This is a genomic window from Streptomyces sp. NPDC057694, from assembly GCF_042799415.1.
Classification (GTDB): Bacteria; Actinomycetota; Actinomycetes; order Streptomycetales; family Streptomycetaceae; genus Streptomyces.
On the sequence record NZ_JBHVIX010000009.1, the window covers coordinates 118662 to 135382 of the forward strand.

General features: G+C 68.3%; 16 protein-coding genes. 8 read left to right on the forward strand and 8 right to left on the reverse strand.

The features are described 5' to 3' along the window. The first annotated feature begins 30 nt into the window (after positions 1 to 30). The 3 genes from ACFVDP_RS21260 (at position 31) to ACFVDP_RS21270 (ending at position 1817) form a co-directional block, all read left to right on the forward strand. On the forward strand, positions 31 to 465 hold the full coding sequence (locus ACFVDP_RS21260; protein ID WP_383491663.1) for a hypothetical protein: 435 nt from the start codon (positions 31 to 33) through the stop codon (positions 463 to 465). A 64-nt stretch (positions 466 to 529) separates the two neighbouring features. Then, entirely contained in the window at positions 530 to 1030 is a 501-nt protein-coding gene (locus tag ACFVDP_RS21265) for a DUF4383 domain-containing protein (RefSeq protein WP_383491664.1), read from the forward strand. Positions 1031 to 1166: 136 nt separating this feature from the next. Continuing rightward, positions 1167 to 1817: a fasciclin domain-containing protein gene (locus ACFVDP_RS21270; RefSeq protein ID WP_383491666.1), complete on the forward strand. Its 651-nt coding sequence runs from the start codon at positions 1167 to 1169 to the stop codon at positions 1815 to 1817. A 266-nt stretch (positions 1818 to 2083) separates the two neighbouring features. Here ACFVDP_RS21270 and ACFVDP_RS21275 read toward each other — a convergent pair whose 3' ends face one another. The 4 genes from ACFVDP_RS21275 to ACFVDP_RS21290 form a co-directional block, all read right to left on the reverse strand. Continuing rightward, entirely contained in the window at positions 2084 to 2227 is a 144-nt protein-coding gene (locus tag ACFVDP_RS21275) for a hypothetical protein (protein WP_383491668.1), read from the reverse strand. A 92-nt stretch (positions 2228 to 2319) separates the two neighbouring features. Then, positions 2320 to 2496 carry a hypothetical protein gene (locus tag ACFVDP_RS21280; protein ID WP_383491670.1) on the reverse strand — a complete coding sequence of 59 codons (177 nt, stop codon included), beginning with the start codon at positions 2494 to 2496 and terminating at the stop codon, positions 2320 to 2322. 148 nt (positions 2497 to 2644) lie between these two features. Continuing rightward, a complete protein-coding gene (locus tag ACFVDP_RS21285; protein ID WP_383491671.1) occupies positions 2645 to 2923 on the reverse strand; it encodes a chaplin in 279 nt (92 codons plus the stop codon). 1772 nt (positions 2924 to 4695) lie between these two features. Next, on the reverse strand, positions 4696 to 6396 hold the full coding sequence (locus ACFVDP_RS21290; RefSeq protein WP_383491672.1) for a pentapeptide repeat-containing protein: 1701 nt from the start codon (positions 6394 to 6396) through the stop codon (positions 4696 to 4698). Between the two features lie 653 nt (positions 6397 to 7049). Here ACFVDP_RS21290 and ACFVDP_RS21295 point away from each other — a divergent pair. The 3 genes from ACFVDP_RS21295 (at position 7050) to ACFVDP_RS21305 (ending at position 9300) form a co-directional block, all read left to right on the forward strand. Next, positions 7050 to 7481 carry a transposase gene (locus tag ACFVDP_RS21295; RefSeq protein ID WP_383491674.1) on the forward strand — a complete coding sequence of 144 codons (432 nt, stop codon included), beginning with the start codon at positions 7050 to 7052 and terminating at the stop codon, positions 7479 to 7481. A 289-nt stretch (positions 7482 to 7770) separates the two neighbouring features. Continuing rightward, the gene (locus ACFVDP_RS21300) at positions 7771 to 8007 is read left to right on the forward strand and encodes a helix-turn-helix domain-containing protein (RefSeq protein ID WP_327660887.1); all 237 of its coding nucleotides are present in this window, start codon (positions 7771 to 7773) and stop codon (positions 8005 to 8007) included. 45 nt (positions 8008 to 8052) lie between these two features. Next, complete coding sequence (locus ACFVDP_RS21305) at positions 8053 to 9300, forward strand: tyrosine-type recombinase/integrase (RefSeq protein ID WP_383491676.1); 1248 nt, start codon at positions 8053 to 8055, stop codon at positions 9298 to 9300. A gap of 74 nt (positions 9301 to 9374) precedes the next feature. On the opposite strand, the gene ACFVDP_RS21310 is transcribed toward ACFVDP_RS21305, so the two are convergent. Next, entirely contained in the window at positions 9375 to 9884 is a 510-nt protein-coding gene (locus ACFVDP_RS21310; RefSeq protein ID WP_383491678.1) for a hypothetical protein, read from the reverse strand. 235 nt (positions 9885 to 10119) lie between these two features. Further along, a complete protein-coding gene (locus ACFVDP_RS21315) occupies positions 10120 to 11259 on the reverse strand; it encodes a magnesium and cobalt transport protein CorA (RefSeq protein WP_383491680.1) in 1140 nt (379 codons plus the stop codon). Between the two features lie 116 nt (positions 11260 to 11375). On the opposite strand from ACFVDP_RS21315, the gene ACFVDP_RS21320 reads away from it, so the two are divergent. Beyond that, the gene (locus ACFVDP_RS21320; protein WP_383491682.1) at positions 11376 to 12494 is read left to right on the forward strand and encodes a winged helix DNA-binding domain-containing protein; all 1119 of its coding nucleotides are present in this window, start codon (positions 11376 to 11378) and stop codon (positions 12492 to 12494) included. A gap of 47 nt (positions 12495 to 12541) precedes the next feature. Here ACFVDP_RS21320 and ACFVDP_RS21325 read toward each other — a convergent pair whose 3' ends face one another. Continuing rightward, positions 12542 to 13375 (reverse strand): response regulator transcription factor, encoded by an 834-nt coding sequence (locus tag ACFVDP_RS21325; protein WP_383491684.1) that lies wholly within the window; start codon positions 13373 to 13375, stop codon positions 12542 to 12544. A 137-nt stretch (positions 13376 to 13512) separates the two neighbouring features. On the opposite strand from ACFVDP_RS21325, the gene ACFVDP_RS21330 reads away from it, so the two are divergent. Beyond that, the gene (locus ACFVDP_RS21330) at positions 13513 to 15054 is read left to right on the forward strand and encodes an AMP-binding protein (RefSeq protein WP_383491686.1); all 1542 of its coding nucleotides are present in this window, start codon (positions 13513 to 13515) and stop codon (positions 15052 to 15054) included. A gap of 21 nt (positions 15055 to 15075) precedes the next feature. On the opposite strand, the gene ACFVDP_RS21335 is transcribed toward ACFVDP_RS21330, so the two are convergent. Next, the gene (locus ACFVDP_RS21335; protein WP_383491688.1) at positions 15076 to 16695 is read right to left on the reverse strand and encodes an ABC-F family ATP-binding cassette domain-containing protein; all 1620 of its coding nucleotides are present in this window, start codon (positions 16693 to 16695) and stop codon (positions 15076 to 15078) included. Positions 16696 to 16721 lie beyond the last annotated feature (26 nt).

Consider the following 16721-nt stretch of genomic DNA (forward strand, 5'->3'; position numbering starts at 1 on the left):
GGGGAGGGTGAGTTCGAGGAGGAGTCGGCCATGAACCGCTCGAAGATCCGCACCGGGATCGGTGCCGCCGCCCTGACGGGAGCCTTCGCCCTGACCGGTCTGGCCACAGCCGGCAGCGCCCACGCTTCCGGCTGGGACCCGGACGGATGGGGGCCCGCAGGCTCCTGGTCCGGCTCCTGGTCCTGGTCCGGCTCGTGGTCCTGGTCCAGATCCGGGGGAGGGCATGACGACCATGCCGCTCCGGCCGTCGTGACGGCGTGGCCGGAGGTGTACGTGCGTGACGCGCCGACCGTGCACGCGGAGGCGACGGCCACGCTGCCCGACGGAGCCCACATCCGCCTGTTCTGCCAGACCACCGGCGACCGCGTGGACGGTACGTCGACCTGGTACTTCGACAACGACGCCCACGGCTGGATCAGTGCAGCCCACGTCCACCCCACCGGTTGGCAGCCGCCCAGTTGCTGACGTCACCGTCACCGACACCGACACCGTCCGCAGTCCGTCCGGAGGGGGCTAGGAGGTTCTCGCCATGACCACCCTTCATGCCAGGCCCCGCACCCGTCCACGGGTGACGCTCGACGATCACCTGCCGGTCGACCACCGCCTGGGCCGGGTCTACCGATACAGCGCCGGATTCATGGGCCTGTTCCTGCTGGCGTTCGGTGTCCTCGGACTCGTCCGCCGCATCGGCTTCTTCGACACCGGCGCCAACACCGCCCTCGGCCTCAGCACCAACGGAGCGCTGAGCGTCCTGTCCCTGGTGGTCGGCGGCGTCCTCCTGGCGGCCGCCGTCCGCGGCGGGAACACCGCGTCAACCGTGAACACGGTGCTCGGCATCGCCTTCCTGCTGGTCGGCTTCGCGTTCCTGTTCGCGCTGGACAGCCGCTTCAACTTTCTCAACTTCCGCATGCAGAACGTCCTGTTCAGCTTCGCTGTCGGACTCCTGCTGATGACCGGCGGCATGTACGGAAGGGTCAGCGGGGGCCTCCCGCACGACAACCCGTACTGGCGCTCGCGGCATCCTGGCTGACCACGGCGCCCCGCAGCGGCCCTGCCGCCTCGGTTTCACTCTTTCGGTGAATCGACCAATCCGCACCGGCGACCGCACCGGATTCCCCGCGATGGAGGCGAATGGCCTTCACAGTTCCGATCGCTGAGGGATTTCCATGCAGACTCGCCTCCGTCGTGCCGCCGTTGTCGTCGCCGCTGCCGCCATGCTGCCGCTGGCCCTGACCGCGTGCTCCGACAGCGACTCCAAGGACAAGGCGTCCGACAGTTCGTCCGCGGCCTCCTCCAAGGGGTCGGACATGGCCAGCCCCTCCAGCGACACGAGCACCGCGGACGAGCCGTTCGGCTCGGCCTGTTCGTCCGTGCCCAAGGACGGTGCGGGTTCGTTCGACGGGATGGCCAAGGACCCGGTCGCCACCGCCGCGTCCAACAACCCGGCCCTGTCGACGCTGGTCACCGCGGTGAAGAAGGCCGGCCTGGTCGACACCCTGAACAACGCCAAGAACATCACCGTGTTCGCGCCCACCAACGACGCCTTCGCGAAGATCCCGAAGGCCGACCTGGACAAGGTCCTGGCCGACAAGGCCAAGCTCACCCAGATCCTCACGTACCACGTCGTGGGCCAGAAGCTCGCGCCCAAGGACCTGGCGAACGGCTCCTTCGACACCCTGGAGAAGTCGAAGCTCACCACCTCCGGCTCCGGCGAGAACTACAAGGTCAACGACTCGGCCAACGTCGTCTGCGGCAACGTGAAGACGGCCAACGCCAACGTCTACATCATCGACACCGTCCTGATGCCCAAGAGCTGACGACCCACGAGCTGACACGACCGCGCGGGCCGACCGGCAGGAAGACCCGCGTCGAACGGCCTCCGCACCTGCCCGCCCCGGACGGTTCCAGGGGAGTCCGGGGCACAGCGGCGGGCGGAGACGGGCCGGGCAGGTTGCGGTGCCTGCTCGGTCGGTCGTGTCCGGCGGGCGGGTAGTGCGTGGAGTCCGAGCAGCAGCTCCACCGCTCCCGCCCGCGCCTGGGTATGTGCCGGCTGTCCCGTACGTACGGACCCGCAGGGCTGACGTCAGTGCGCGCCGGCCCCGAACTCCGCGTGCCGCGCCCGCGCCTCGTACAGATCGCCGGGGCTGACGTCCCGCAGGGGAAGTGCGGTACGCCGGGCCTCCGCACGGGCCTGCTCCATGAGCCGCCGGAACTCTTCCTGCGTCATCGCACTCACCTCACCAGGGCTGCCAGGGCTGCACGGGCTCTCCCTGGTAATCCGTCGCCGCACGCGCATCGGACGGGTACGGATCGCCACGTTCACGGCAGGCGCTGGCCCGGTTCGGCATCCAGACGGGCAAGGAACACCATGGAGTCCGCCTCGGTCGTCCCGCGAGCCCGGTCGTAGGAGAGAACGTCCAGGACCGTGCACAGGCCGGCCGTCGCGACGTCATCGGCATGGTGCAGCAGGAGCTTGCGGGCCGAGCAGGCAGCCACACCCCCCGAGGAACAGGGCGACCCGCAGACGGTCCCGCCAGGATCGACGCCGAGACCCGGCGCCGCTTCGCTTTCGCTCAGGCGGCACCGGATCTCCCGCGGTCTCATCGCCGGACATCAGCAGACGCGCTGCGCCGGAAGGCGGGGACTACTTCCACATACCCGTCTGACCGCCGCCCCAGGTGTCCGAACCGTTGGCGCAGGTGTTGCCGAAGGCCGGGTTGAGCAGGCCGATGACGCTGACGGTGTTGCCGCAGACATTGACCGGAACGTGCACCGGCACCTGGACGACATTGCCGGAACCGACGCCCGGCGAGCCCCAGGCGTCGCCCTGAGCGCCGCTGTCCGCGGAGGCGGCACCCGCACCGGCGAGAACCGCGCCGCCGACCGCCACCAGAACCGCCGCGCTCTTCAGTACACGAGACATGAATTTCCCTTACTGCTCGCACAGTCCCCGCCCGTCGGGCGGGGACAAGGAACTTCCTGTTCCTCAAGGGCAATCCGGACCTCTCACGGGCCCGGATTGGCGGACGGCCGCCGGTTCACTCGTCCGGAGCACGGGCAGAACGCGTGCACGCCGCTCCGCCGGCCGGGGTCAGCCCACGGGAGGACGAGCCGCTGACCCGCTACTTAGCTGTCGGGGTGGCGGGATCTGAACCCGCGACCTCTTCGTCCCGAAGCAACTTGGGGCGGCTGGCTAGTTCCCGGAAGGGCGGAGTTCCGCATGATAGGCCCGCACATGAAAAAAGTCGCTGGACTCAAACCACTCGCGAGCTAACAAGTTTGTCCAAGACTCTGGCGCACTGGGGCGGGTGGTCACCATCTTCCGCGCTCGTTTTAGGGCCCTCCATACTCTGAGGCGCGGAATACTATCGCCTCGGTGTTCGCCTAACGCGAAGCGAAGTGTGCCGATCGGTTCCGCGCCTGCTTCTAGCTCGACCGCTCGGCCCGTGCCTCTGGGGCTACGGGAGGGTGCAAGCTCATGTACTTTCGTTTTGGAAAGGTAGATGACTTCACCGTCGCGGCGCCCCTCATCGATATGGCCTCATTCTCTCCGACGTGAACGTGCTGGGGCTGAGCGTAGAGCCAATGCGAAAGCCCTCGACAGCAGCTGGCTGGAGCTGTCGAGGGCTTGAGTCACCGGCTCAGGCAGGGAGCAGCAGCCCGGCTGCACGACCTTCTGCGACCGCCGCGGCCACCAAACAAACGACCTTAAATGACTTCCGCATTCTGCTCATGAAACTCTCCCTTCGTTCACCACTGGCATTCCCTGACGTTGTGTTACCTAGGGTCAGAGCCAAAAACCTCAGCACCAGGGCGACCGAAACGAGCGCGAGGAAGGGTACAAGGGGAGTCGAACCCCAAACTCCTGCCCCTAGTCTCAACCGGTGACGCAGGGAGAGTATCGACGAACTCGATCTAGACGGCAAGCAGTTTGCGCAACAACTTGACGGGCCCCTCCGTCTTGCAGGCAGGGGCAGGGTTTCCCCGCAGGTGACTGTTCGTCCCGTCCCTGCCCGCTTGATGGCGTGGCATCAGTGACGCGTCTGAACCCAGACGATCAACAAGCTGACGGCTCCGGAGCCGAGACTGTACGAGGCACCCCGGAGCATCTGATGCCGAACGGCCCGCCCGTGACGGGCCGCCCACATCCGCAGGTATCGAGCGGCGCGAGACCGTGGGCCGCCCGTATTGCTAGTCTGCACAAGTCACCTTTCTTACGTGAGATACGTGAACCGGGTGCGCAGAGAGAGCCCTCCGGCTGATGGCGTAGGAACCGTGCCGGGAAGCAGGGCTCTCTTTGCGTTGTGGGGAGTGTAGGGAATGTCAGCGGTACATGGCTGCACAGCAGGGGTGAGCTGTCTCAGGGAACGCTCCGTAGTGGCACGCTGGTGCACGTTTCGGGTACACCAGCGCGACACTTTGACTACAGGAATGTGATTCGTCTCACATGAGGCGAACTGGCCATTGCTGAGCTGGCCTTGAGACACCGTAAGGGAAACCTGCACGGCAGGGTTTAAGCCGAGAAGCCATCCCGCCAAGAACTCTTTGATGCAGGTCAGCCTCGCGAAAGACGCACGGGAAGGGGGTGGGTGGCTGACTAACACCCAACTAGGGCTGACTCAGGCCCACTCAAGGCAAGCGCCCGTAGGCCTGCACGGAACGTGGATTGGCCGAAAGTGGCCGAGTGCAAGCTCTTCACCTCTTCACCCGCCCCCGGATCGCCAGGGCAGCGAGACCGAGCAGGACGGGCTCGGAGAAGCGGGACACCATCTCGATGTACCCGCCGGCCGTGGTGAGTTCCTCCCCGCCGGAGCGGAAGATCACGGAGTTGAGGGTGACGCTCAGCGCCTTGTCGAAGCGCTCGCCGGTGAAGTGATCACCCGTCGGGTTCTGCGGATCGTCCTTGTCGATCTCGAACGTGACCTTCCCGCCGCCCGGCGGCACCACGCCGGTCGCCTCCTGCGTGGGGGAGTCCTGCGGCAGGCCGAAGCCCATCATCAGCAGGATGGTCGTCATCATCGCCAAGGTGAGCCAGCCCAGTGCTCGTGAGGCGCGCAGCCCGTATCCGGACAGCAGCCAGTAGAGCTGAATCAGCCAGCGCTCCGCCGTTCCCCACCCTTTGCTGTGACGGCGCATCTCCATCTCGCCGTAGTAGAAGTCGGCGGCGCCTGGTTCGTCCTTGGCGTCCTCGCGGGCTTTGCGGAGCTGGCGGTATGAGGTAGTGATGATGGCCGGGCTGGGGAGCAGCTCGGGGAAGGTGTTGTGGGCCACCCACCCTCTCCACTGACGCTCTTCGAAGATGACCTGCCGCTTAGTCCATCTTCGGGGCAGACCCCTGCGCCAAAGAATTCCAGAGGGAGGCCTTTGGGTGCGCCATATTCCTTCCAGTCGGAGCTGGTCGAGATGATGAGTTCCGGAAAACCTGCAGGTTGAAATGTCCACGCTAGATAGAAGCAACATCGAAGCGTCGACTCCACGCAGCGAGGAAATCGAAGCAGCGGTGGGATCGCCGTCACCGGCTCGTTCTGTCCCCGAAGGGCGGGGGACATTAGCAACGTCGCTGGTTATCGTTGAAGGCTGCAAGAATGCCGCTTGGTCGAGGAAGACAGTGGCGTAGCTTATGCGCAGCGTGGCCGACTCCTCGAACCTCGACCGTACGCATGAAACGCGTTCAGCCATAACTTCTATGAGGCTGCTGCTCAGAAAGGAAGCATCTGCAAGGATCAAATTTTTTCCGCAAGATAGCGGGCCGATGGATGATTTACCCCCGAAAGATGCTCCTTGAAAGGTAGCCGTTTCATGCACGTTCGATCTATTGAAGTCAACGGCTGCATGAAATTTGGCAGACGGGGCGTACAGGTCGCCGAAGTTGGCCCGAGTGAATTGTGCGTCATTCCCGAACTCGGCTTGCGCAAAAGAAGCTGTACTGGCAAAACGCGCTTGGTCAAATGACACGCCTTCGTCAAAGCGGGCGTACTCGAATCCGACGGCTCCATCGAATATGACCCCCTTGAACGTGTTTATATGCGAAAAATGAACTTGCAGAAATGTTGAGTGAAGATCGAAGCGTGCGAGATCGAAACTGGCGAAGCTGTCGAATTCGGTTGCTTCGAAGCGAGCTCCTCGTGAGAAATGTGCCCTGCTGAATGTGGCCATGCTGATAAACTTGGAGCCGGTAAAATCGGCGCCCACTTCAAAGTGAGATTCGTTGAAGCTGGTAACGCCGTTAAAGGTGAATTCGCCGAAGTCGATCGAGCCAAGAAACCGAGCCTGGTTAAATGATGCCCTGCCAAAGTGGGGTTCTCCGCTCTCGTTGGTAAGCGCGTTACGCAGACGTGTGAACAGTGCCTCACTAATCTCTGTGCCCCGCAGGTCGACGTCGCTCCCTGGGGACAAGGCCGCGAAGTAGTCCCGCTGCCCCTCGGGCGATGAGTGCGTGAGGCAGTTCGTGCGGCCCGGCAAAGGTATGCCCGAGCATCCGGAGGGGTCTACGGCACAGCGTGGCCAGGGCTGTTGCGCTGACGATGGCTCACTCATGCACCACTGATACCTCATTCAGCCACTCGCGTCACAGAGTGTGCAGGTAAGGGGAGCTGCTGTGAACCTGATCGCCTACGCCGTCACCGCCTGGCAGCAGGGCTTCACCGTCTTTCCGTGCAACCCGGCCGGGACGACGTGCCCGCAGTCCAGTGCAACAGGACTCCTGTGCTGCTGAGATGAGACGTCGAACACCTCCCTCAACGGCACGGGAGCCCTGTCCGTTGCGCACCCCGATCTCACAGCGCCCCCATCACCCGATCAGTGGCCACACTGAAAACGCTCCCTACGCTTTCCTGCGGGTCGTGGTGAGCCCTTCGTATGGTTGACCCGCCCAGGGGCGCCGAGTGTGGTTCAAAACGCTCTGCCGTTGGTGGCTTTCACTGATTGGCCGCTCGGCGCCCCACGACGACTCGGCTGCCGATTAGGAATTGCGAATGATCGCTCAGTAGGGAGTTGACAGCGAGGTCGTCCGTGGGAAGAGCCAACAACACACCGCACGGAGGCACCACATGGCCGCGATCTGGGCCGGCATCGACGCCGGTAAGACCCACCATCACTGTGTCGTGATCGACGAGAGCGGCGGCCGGCTGTTCTCGCAACGCGTCGCCAACGACGAGCCCGTACTGCTCGAACTACTCGCCGATGTCCTGGCCCTGGGCGACGAGGTGACCTGGGGCATCGACCTGGCAGACGGCGGAGCCGCTCTCGCCATCGAACGCACCCGCACCGCATGTGGCTACTCCCAGCGTCTGCTCGCCACTCGCGTCACCGCGCAGGGCCGACCCATGACCTTCACCACGCTCTCCCGCATCGAACGCACGGTCCGACGCTGCGACATCGACGATCTCGTTGCCATCGCCGCCGCCCTCGGCGTCTCCCCATGCGCCCTCCTCGGCGGCCCTGCCCGAGCCTCGGAGACGGCCGGCGGGGGCGCAACATAGCCGACGATCGCCGGTTACCCAAACCGGTGATTCTCCGCATCATTGAACTTCCCCAGCGAGGCCCCCGCCTCCGTTGGTTTCGTGATTCCTTGCACGGCAAGTTCTCCGGCCAGTGGAAACGGGGACCTCCGGGATATTTTTCGCGACGCGCTGTCTCAGTCGTCGTAACGGGCCGCTCTTCATTCCGTCTCCCATTGAAGGACTTCTCTTGCCTGAAATCGCCTCGATTCCCCCTGGCTGTGCGTCCACATTCCCGGATGCCCCCGTCGTCGACCGCGCATTTCTTGGCGTGCGGGAAGCTGCCGCCTACCTCGGCCTCTCGCCTCGCACGCTCTACGTCTGGCGGCACCGTCGGCAGGGGCCACCGAGCTTCCGCCTGGGTGCCCGTGGGCGTGTGACGTACCGGCTCGACGCACTCGACGCCTGGATACGCGAGCAGGAACAGGCCGACTCGCGTTCCAACCTGGCCCTGGACCCCGTGAGCGCCGTCCCGCAGCGCCGCGTCGACTTCTCGGCCACAGCCTGACGCCCCAGAGCCGACGGCACCTCCACCCCGATCTTGAGGAAATACTTGGCCGGCTACATCGAAGACCGCTGGATCAACAAGAAGAAGGACCCCACCAGCGGCAAGCGGGAGCGCACCACCCGCTACGGGAAGGGCTCGCGGTACCGCGTGGCTGGTATCCCTGGCGTGCGGAACATGTCATTCGACACGCTGGAGGACGCCAAGGCGTGGCTCCGCAGGGCCGGAACCGACAGCGAGCGCGGCGAGTTCGTCGACCCCCGTGACGGCTCCGTCGCCCTGGCCGACTACGTGACCCGCTTCTGGAAGGAGGGTGTGCGGGGTGCTCCGGGCACGGTCAAACGTGTCGACGAGCGCGTGCGCCTCCACATCCTCCCGCACCTCGGCACGGTGGGCCTGAGGGACATCTCGGCGACCGTCCTGCGCAGCTACATCGCCACGCTCGAAAGCGAGTGCGCGCCGCGCTATGCCCGACAGATCCTCACGACCCTCTCGAACATCTTCGAGACGGCCATCGACGACAAGCGCCTCGTACGCAACCCAATGCGCGCCAAGTCGGTGCGCTGGCCCAAGGCGCCGGAGGACCAGCGGGAAGCGTGGCCGCTGGAGACAGCGCAACGCGTGCGGGACGTGATCAAAGCGCGCTACCGCATCGCGGTCGTGGTCGCTCTCGGCTGCGGGCTGCGCCAAGGGGAGGTCTTCGGCCTCTCTCCGGAGGACATCGACTTCCAGCGCGGAGTCATTCGCGTGCGTCGACAGGTACAACTGCTCAACGGACGGCTGTACTTCGCCCTGCCCAAGGGCGGGAAGACGCGCATCGTCGACATGCCGGGATCGGTCGCCGCCGAGCTGGCCGCGTACTTCCTTCAGTACACGGCGGTCGAGGTCGAGTTGCCGTGGGGCGGGCCGGAACCGGAGAGGGAGAAGCGGCGGTTCTCCCTCGTTCTGACGACGACGTACGGCAACGCGATCCGCGCGAACATCTTCAACGTCGAGGTCTGGAAGCCTGCCATCGCCGCGGCCGGGGTCATCCCCCTGCGGGAGAAAGGGGAGCGGTGGAAGGCGTCACGCAAGGACGGGTTCCACGTGCTCCGGCACACCTTCGCCTCGGTCATTCTCGAAGCGGGCGAGTCCGTCGTCACGTTGGCTCGATGGCTGGGCCACTCCAGTCCGACCATCACGCTCGACCACTACGCGCACTTCATGCCGGAGGCAGGCGGGAAGGGGCGCGCGGCGGTCGACGCACTGCTCGGTGTGGTTCCCGAGTACGTTCCGGACGACCCAACTCGGGCGTGAGGGTAAGAAATGGGTGGCACAGCGTCGGCTGTGCCACCCATTGTGCTGTGTGGACCCTGGCGGCCGGATGGGGGTCAGTCCGTGAGGCTCTTGCGGCGAACACGCAGTGAGTACGTCCGCTTTCCCCCGGGGCGGCCGCTGCTGCCCCAGCCGCCGCTCGTAGCCACGTTCCACCCGCGCTGTTCCTTCATCTGGCCGGCGAAGGCGTGCAGGTCGTTGATCTCACAGCCGCAGTCCAGTGTGACGCTGACGCCGATGTACGGGCTTCTAGGGCTGTCCGTTGCGTAGGGGTTCGGCTCCCATCGCACTTCGTGTACGTGCTCCTTGAGGCCGGTGCGCTCGACGTCGTGCTTGATGCCGTGGGCTTTCGCGTACTCGTCCAGGTCATCGATCACGAACAAGTCGCTCGACCACTCGCCGGGCCAGACCGCGAACAGGCGGGACTTGCCGGCCACGGCCCGCTCGTACGCGGCGCGGTCGTCCCCGTGGGTTACCGTTCCGTCCTCGTGGACCTCGATGTAGCACGTCGTACGAGCGGTGTAGGGGAAGTCCTTCCCTGACTCCGCGGCACTTCTCGGTTCCAACTGATCCTCCCGGCCCGCGCGGTTCCATGTGGCCATTCAGTCAACACGCAGGGTGATGGCCTGCGCATGGAAGTCGGCGGAAGTCGGCTGGACGATGCCCGCGCAAGGGCTGGCGCTGTGCGCGGCGCCCTGCTCCCCAACGCCGCCCGTTCTCCCCAGATTCTCCCCAGAGGGTTCCGCAGTGCATTCGAAACCATTCGCTTACGTGAAGTCGATCAAGCGTCGCGAGTCGCCGCTACAGCCAGTCCCGCCGCTTGAAGACGAAGTACAGGCTCACACACACCACTGCCATCAGCCCGATCGCGAACGGATACCCGAAGCTCCAGCCCAGCTCGGGCATGTTCTCGAAGTTCATCCCGTAGATCGTGCCGACCAGCGTGGGAGCAAACAGAATGGCCGCCCACGACGAGATCTTCTTGATCTCCTCATTCTGCTCGAACCCCGCCTCCGCCAGCGCCCGCATCTCCGCGTTCTGCTGCTGGGTCACCAGGGTCGCGTTCACCGTCAGGATGTCGGTGAGGGCCTGGCGGAAGCCGTCGACGCGTTCGCTGGTGTGGGTGACGTGGTCGGCGACGTCGCGGAGGTAGCTCTGGAGTTCCTCGTCCGTGCCGTACTTGGCGAAGCCCGCCATCAGGCCGTGCAGCATGCCGACCAGGGGGCGGGTGGCGCGCTGGAACTCGACCATTTCGCGGGAGAGTTCGTAGATGCGGCGGGAGACCTCGGGGGCGCCGGAGAAGACCTCCGTCTCGATCTCGTCGATGTCGTTCTGGACGCCGTCCACGACCGGGACATAGCCGTCGACGACCGCGTCGAGGATCGCGTACAGGATCGCCTCGGGGCCCAGCTTGAGCAGGTCGGGGGAGTGCTCCATGCGGCGGCGCACCGCCGACAGGTCGGGTGCCGCGCCGTGCCGGACCGTGATCACGAAGTCCGCGCCGACGAACACGTGCAGCTCGCCGAAGTCGACCTCCTCGGCGGCGTCGAGATAGCGGGCCGCGCTCAGGACGACGAAGAGGGTCTCGCCGTACCGCTCCAGCTTCGGTCGCTGATGCGCCTCCAGCGCGTCCTCGACGGCGAGTTCGTGCAGGTCGAACTCGGCCGCGAGGGACTTGAGTTCAGCCTCCGTGGGCCGGGCCAGGCCGATCCACGCCGTCGTCCGCGGGTTCTCCCGCAACTGGCGGTACGTGTCCGTGAGCGACGCGGGGCTCGCCACCCGCACCCCGTCCCGGTACAGCGCCGCGTGCACCACGCTGTCCGGCGTCGGGTCGTGCGGGTCGTGCGGTTCCGCGGCGGTCGGGGCGGGCGACCCGGCCGGAGGGTGCCGGTCCGTGCCCCGGCGCCAGGTGTAGCGGCGTCCATCCTGCCGTCGCGGCATCGCCGCCTCCTTCCGGTGTTGCGATGGGTCCCCGGCAGCGTAACCAGCGAAGCCCACCCGCCCGGGCAGCGGCATCGCGGACAGTGGCTGACCTCATCGACCGCTACCGTCCTGTCATGACGACGAAGCCGATCACCGCGCGCGCCCTGGGCCGGGCCACCCTGGAGCGCCAACTCCTGCTCCGCCGCAGCCCGATGAAGGCCGAGGAGGCCGTCGCCCATCTCGTCGGACTCCAGGCGCAGGAGGTCCGCCCGCCCTATCTCGCGCTCGCCGCCCGCCTCGACGGCTTCACCCCCGCCGACCTCTCCGACGCCCTCGAAGCGCGGCGCGTGGCCCGGCTCGTCACCATGCGCTCCACGATCCATCTGCACACCGCCGACGACTGCATGACCCTGCGCCCCCTGGTGCAGCCCGCCCGGGAGCGCGAACTGCGCCTCTTCCGCAAGGGCCTGAACGGTGTCGACCTCGACCGGCTCACCGCCCTGACCCGCCCGTACGTCGAGGACGAGCCGCGCACCCCGAAGGAGATCCGCGAACTGCTCCTCGCCCACTGGCCGGACGCCGACCCGCAGGCCCTGATGATCGCCGCCCGCGCCTGCCTGCCGCTCGTCCAGGCCACCCCGCGCGGCCTGTGGCGCAAGAGCGGCGGCGTGCGGCTGACCACGGCCGAGCACTGGCTGGGCACGCCCACGGCGCCCACCCCCGCGCCCGACGACACGATCCTGCGCTACCTCGGCGCCTTCGGGCCCGCCTCGGTGAAGGACTTCCAGCAGTGGGCCGGCCTCACCCGCACCAAGGAGGCCTTCGAACGGCTGCGGCCGCGGCTCGTGACGTTCCGCGACGAGCACGGCGTGGAACTGTTCGACCTGCCCGACGCCCCGCGGCCCGACGAGGACACCCCGGCCCCGCCCCGGCTGCTCGCCGAGTTCGACAACCTCCTCCTGTCGCACGCCGACCGCACCCGCGTCATCGACGAGACCGACCGGGGCCGCAACTGGCAGGTGAACACCGTCTACTTGACCTTCCTCGTCGACGGAATGCTCGCCGGCCTGTGGACCCTGAAGGAGCCGAAGGGGACCAAGGCGGAAGGCACCGGGAGCGTGCTCACCCTCGAACCCTTCCGGCCGCTCACCCCCGCCCAGCGCGAGGAACTCGTCGCCGAGGCGGAGCGCACCGCCGCCGTCCTGGAGGCGCCCGGCCCGGTCACCGTCGACTTCGGCACCGTACGCACCTAGGGCCTGTCCGGCGGATCAGGTCGACTTCGCGGTCCCCGCCACACGCCCTAAGGCAGCAGCCCCGCCCGCCGCGCCTGCGCCACGGCCTCACCTCGGGTGTGCGCCCCCAGCCTGCGCATCGCCGAGCGCAGGTACCCCTTGACGGTCTCGGGGCGCAGGCCCAGCCGCTCGGCCGCCACCGCGTTCGTCGCGCCCTCCGCCACACACGCCAGCACATCGACCTCGCGGGGCGCGAGCGTGACGGCCGTCTCCCGCTCCACCGGGGCCCCGGCGGACGCCAGCCGGCCGCACACCGTGAGGAGTTCGGCCCGCAGCGCCGGGTCGACGATCCTCGGGGCGAGCGCGCGCAGCGCCCCGTGGGCCTCGCGGACCTCCTCCCACGCGCCGGTGCCCTCGACCGCCGGCGCGCTCGCCGCGGACAGCAGCGCCTGCGCCTCGTCGCGCACCACCAGCGCCTGCTCCACATCGCGGGCCGCCGCGAGCGCCGCGGTCAGCACCCGGTCGCCCAGCGGCTGGGCCGTGCGCAGCGCCCCGTACAGCACACCGCGCACCCGGCGCCGTACGACGACGGGCACGGCCAGTACCGAGCGCAGGCCCTCGGCCGCGACCGCGGTGTCGTACTCGTGGCTGATGTGCCGCGAGTCGGGGTAGTCCGTGACCGCGCACGCCCTGGCCAGGGAGAGGGCCTTGCCGCCCAGCCCGTTGCCCATGGCCACCGCGAGGCCGCGCAGCGACTGGGTCGCCGCGCCGCTCAGCTCGCCGATCCGCATCTGCCCGGGGCCCGCCGTCAGCCCGCCGAACGCGACCGGCAGGTCGGTGCTCCGGCGCAGCCGCACCAGCGCAGCTCGCAACTCCACCGCCTCGGAGAGGTCCGCGCTCACCGTCGATCTCCCTGCTGTGCTCTGTTCACCCCCGTTCGGGGGTGGTGAGATCCGCGTCACGGACTACACGATGTCAGACACGGTCCGCAAGGGCCGGGGCCGCGGCGCCGCGGGTACCCAGGGAGCAGGGGAGAACGATGCGTGTTCCGATGACGATCAGCGACTTCTTGGACCGGGCCGAGCTGGGTTTCGCCCACAGTCCCGGGGTGATCGACGAACCCGACCAGCCGAGCACGCCCGTGCCGACCTCCACGTACGGACGACTGGGCGAGCGGGTGCGCGCGTGGCAGGCCGGTCTCGACGCGCTCGGGGTCGGTGAGGGCGAGCGGGTCGCGGTGCTCAGCCACAACTCGTCCCGCCTTCTGGAGCTGCTGTTCGCGGTGCCGATGAGCGGCCGGATCGCCGTGCCGGTCAACTTCCGGCTGAAGGCCGAGGAGATCGAGTACGTGGTGCGGCAGAGCGGCGCGTCGGTGCTGCTCGTCGACCCCGAGGTGCAGGAGATCAGCGCGCACGCCAAGACGGCCCACCGGTTCGTCCTCGGCGAGCAGACCGAGACCGAGCTGATGCGGTTCGGCGTGGAGCCGCGCCCCTGGTCGGCGCCCGACGAGGACGCCACCGCCACCATCAACTACACGTCGGGAACGACCGCGCGCCCCAAGGGGGTCCAGCTCACCCATCGCAACATCTGGGTGAACGGACTGACCTTCGGCCTGCACACCCGCGCCTGGGAGCAGGACGTGTACATGCACACCCTGCCGATGTTCCACTGCAACGGCTGGGGCATGCCGTTCGTCGCCGCCGGCCTCGGCATGAAGCAGGTCGTGCTCCGCAAGGTCGACGGCACGGAGATCCTGCGGCGCGTGGACGAGCACGGCGTGACGCTGATGTGCGGCGCGCCCGCGGTGTGGAACGCGGTGCTCGACGCGGCCGCAGGCTGGGACGGCGCGATCCCCGGCCGCGACCGGGTGCGGATCGTGTGCGCGGGCGCCCCACCGCCCAGCCGCATGATCCAGCGCGTGGAGGAGGAGCTGGGCTGGGAGTTCACCCAGATCTACGGTCTGACGGAGACGTCCCCCGTACTGACGTTCAACCGCGCGCGGCCGGAGGAGTCGCTGCTGCCCGCGGAGGACCGGGCCCGGCGCCAGTCGCGGGCCGGGGTGCCCGCGCTCGGCGTGAAGCTGCGCGTCGCCGACTCCGGCGAGGTGCTGGCCCGCTCGAACGTCGTGCTCGACGGCTACTGGGAGAAGCCGGACGAGACCGCCGCGGCTCTGGAGGGCGACTGGTTCCACACCGGCGACGGCGGCACCATCGACCCGGCCGACGGCCATCTGACGATCTCGGACCGCAAGAAGGACGTCATCATCACCGGCGGTGAGAACGTGTCGTCGATCGAGGTCGAGGACACCGTCTTCAGCCACCCGGAGGTCGCCGAGGTCGCGGTGATCGGCGTGCCGCACGCCAAGTGGGGCGAGACGATCAAGGCCCTGGTGGTGCTCGTGGAGGGCGCGACGGTGACGGAGGCCGAGATCATCGCGTACTGCAAGGAGCGGGTGGCCGGGTACAAGGCGCCGACGACCGTGGAGTTCCGGGACGCCATCCCGCGTACGGCCACCGGCAAGATCCAGAAGTTCAAGCTGCGCGAGCCGTACTGGGAGGGGCGGGACCGGGGCGTCAACTGACCTCTCCGGCCCTGCCCGGCCTCACGCCCCGAGCCGCAGCTCCCGCCCCTGCCACCGTCGCCGCAGCCACCGGTCGTGGGTCGCGACGACGATCGCTCCAGGACCGCCGCCGAGCGCCTCCTCGAGTTCGTCGCACAGGCGCGGCGAGAGATGGTTCGTCGGCTCGTCGAGCAGCAGCAGGTGGGGCGGGCGCGCCACCAGGAGTGCCAGCGCGAGCCGCCTGCGCTGCCCGACGGAGAGCTGTCCGACGGGTTTGTCCAGGTCGGCGGCGTGCATCAGGCCGAGCGAGAGCAGCGGCACCCGCTCGGCCCTGGCCGCCCCCACTCCGGACGCGTAGGTCGCGGCGACCGTCCGGTCGGCGCGGTCGAACACGGTGTCCTGGGCGAGCAGCCCCACCGTGAGGCCGGGCCGTACGTCCCGCTCGCCCTCGCCGTCGAGCCGCCCGGCGAGCACCGCGAGGAGGGTCGACTTGCCCGTGCCGTTGCCGCCCGTGACCAGCAGCCGGTCGTCCGCCGTGACCTCCAGGGCGGTCGGTGCGAGCCGGCCCGGAACCGTCACGTCGGCCAGCGCCACCAGGGGCCGGTCGGCGTCCGCGGTGGGCGCGGCCAGCTCCCCGGCCGCGAACCGCAGCGGGCTCGGCGGCTCGGCGACCCCCACCCGCTCCAGCTCCGTCAGCCGCCGCGTGGCGTTGCGGACCCGGCGCGAGACCTGGCTCTGCACCCGGCCCGCCCGGTGGCCGTAGCCCATCTTCTCGTTGTCGCGCGGGCCCCGGTCCGGCGCGACCCGGTGCGCGGTCACCCCCGCCGAGTGCCGCAGCCGGACCAGCTCCTCCTGCTCCTCCGCGTAGCGCCGCTCCCAGCGCTCCCGCTCGGCGTGCTTCTCGTCCAGGTACGCGCTGTAGTTGCCGCCGTAGCGGACCGGCCCGTCCACCGCCGGGTCGAGGTCGATGACATCGGTGCAGACGGCGTCCAGGAACGCCCGGTCGTGGCTGGCGACCACGACGGCCGCGGGCAGCGCCCGCAACTGCTCCTCCAGGAACGCGGCGGCCTCGTCGTCCAGGTGGTTCGTCGGCTCGTCGAGCAGCAGCGCCGACGGGCGCCGCACGAGCAGCGCGGCCAGCGCGAGCCGCCCGCGCTGCCCGCCGGACAGCTCGCCGAGCGTGCGGTCGTGGCCGAGCGCCCCGAGCCCGAGGCCGCCCAGGACGAGGGCCGCACGCCGGTCGGCGTCCCAGGACTCCCGGTCCTGGGCCTGTTCGAGCCGCCGGCCGTAGGCGTCGAGGAGCTCCTGATGGCCGGGGGAGTCCTCGGGGACACCGGCCAGCTCCGCGCCGAGCCGGTCGAGCTCCGCTAGGTCCGCACGGGCCTCGCGCAGCGCGTCGTCCAGTACGTCGGCGATCGACGCGGCCGCGTCGAAGGGCATCTCCTGATGCAGCAGGCCGAGGTCGTCGGGGCGCTCGACGCTCCCCGAGTCGGGCACGTCCACCCCGGCGAGCACCCGCAGCAGGGTGGACTTGCCGACGCCGTTCTCACCGATCAGTCCGATGCGGTGGCCGGGCGACGCGGTGAGGCCGACGCCGTCGAGGACGCGCCGGTCCCCGAGGACACGGACGACGTCATGGGCGAGCAGAGCAGTTTTTGGCACCTGTAACCGTCCGATGCGATCGAGGG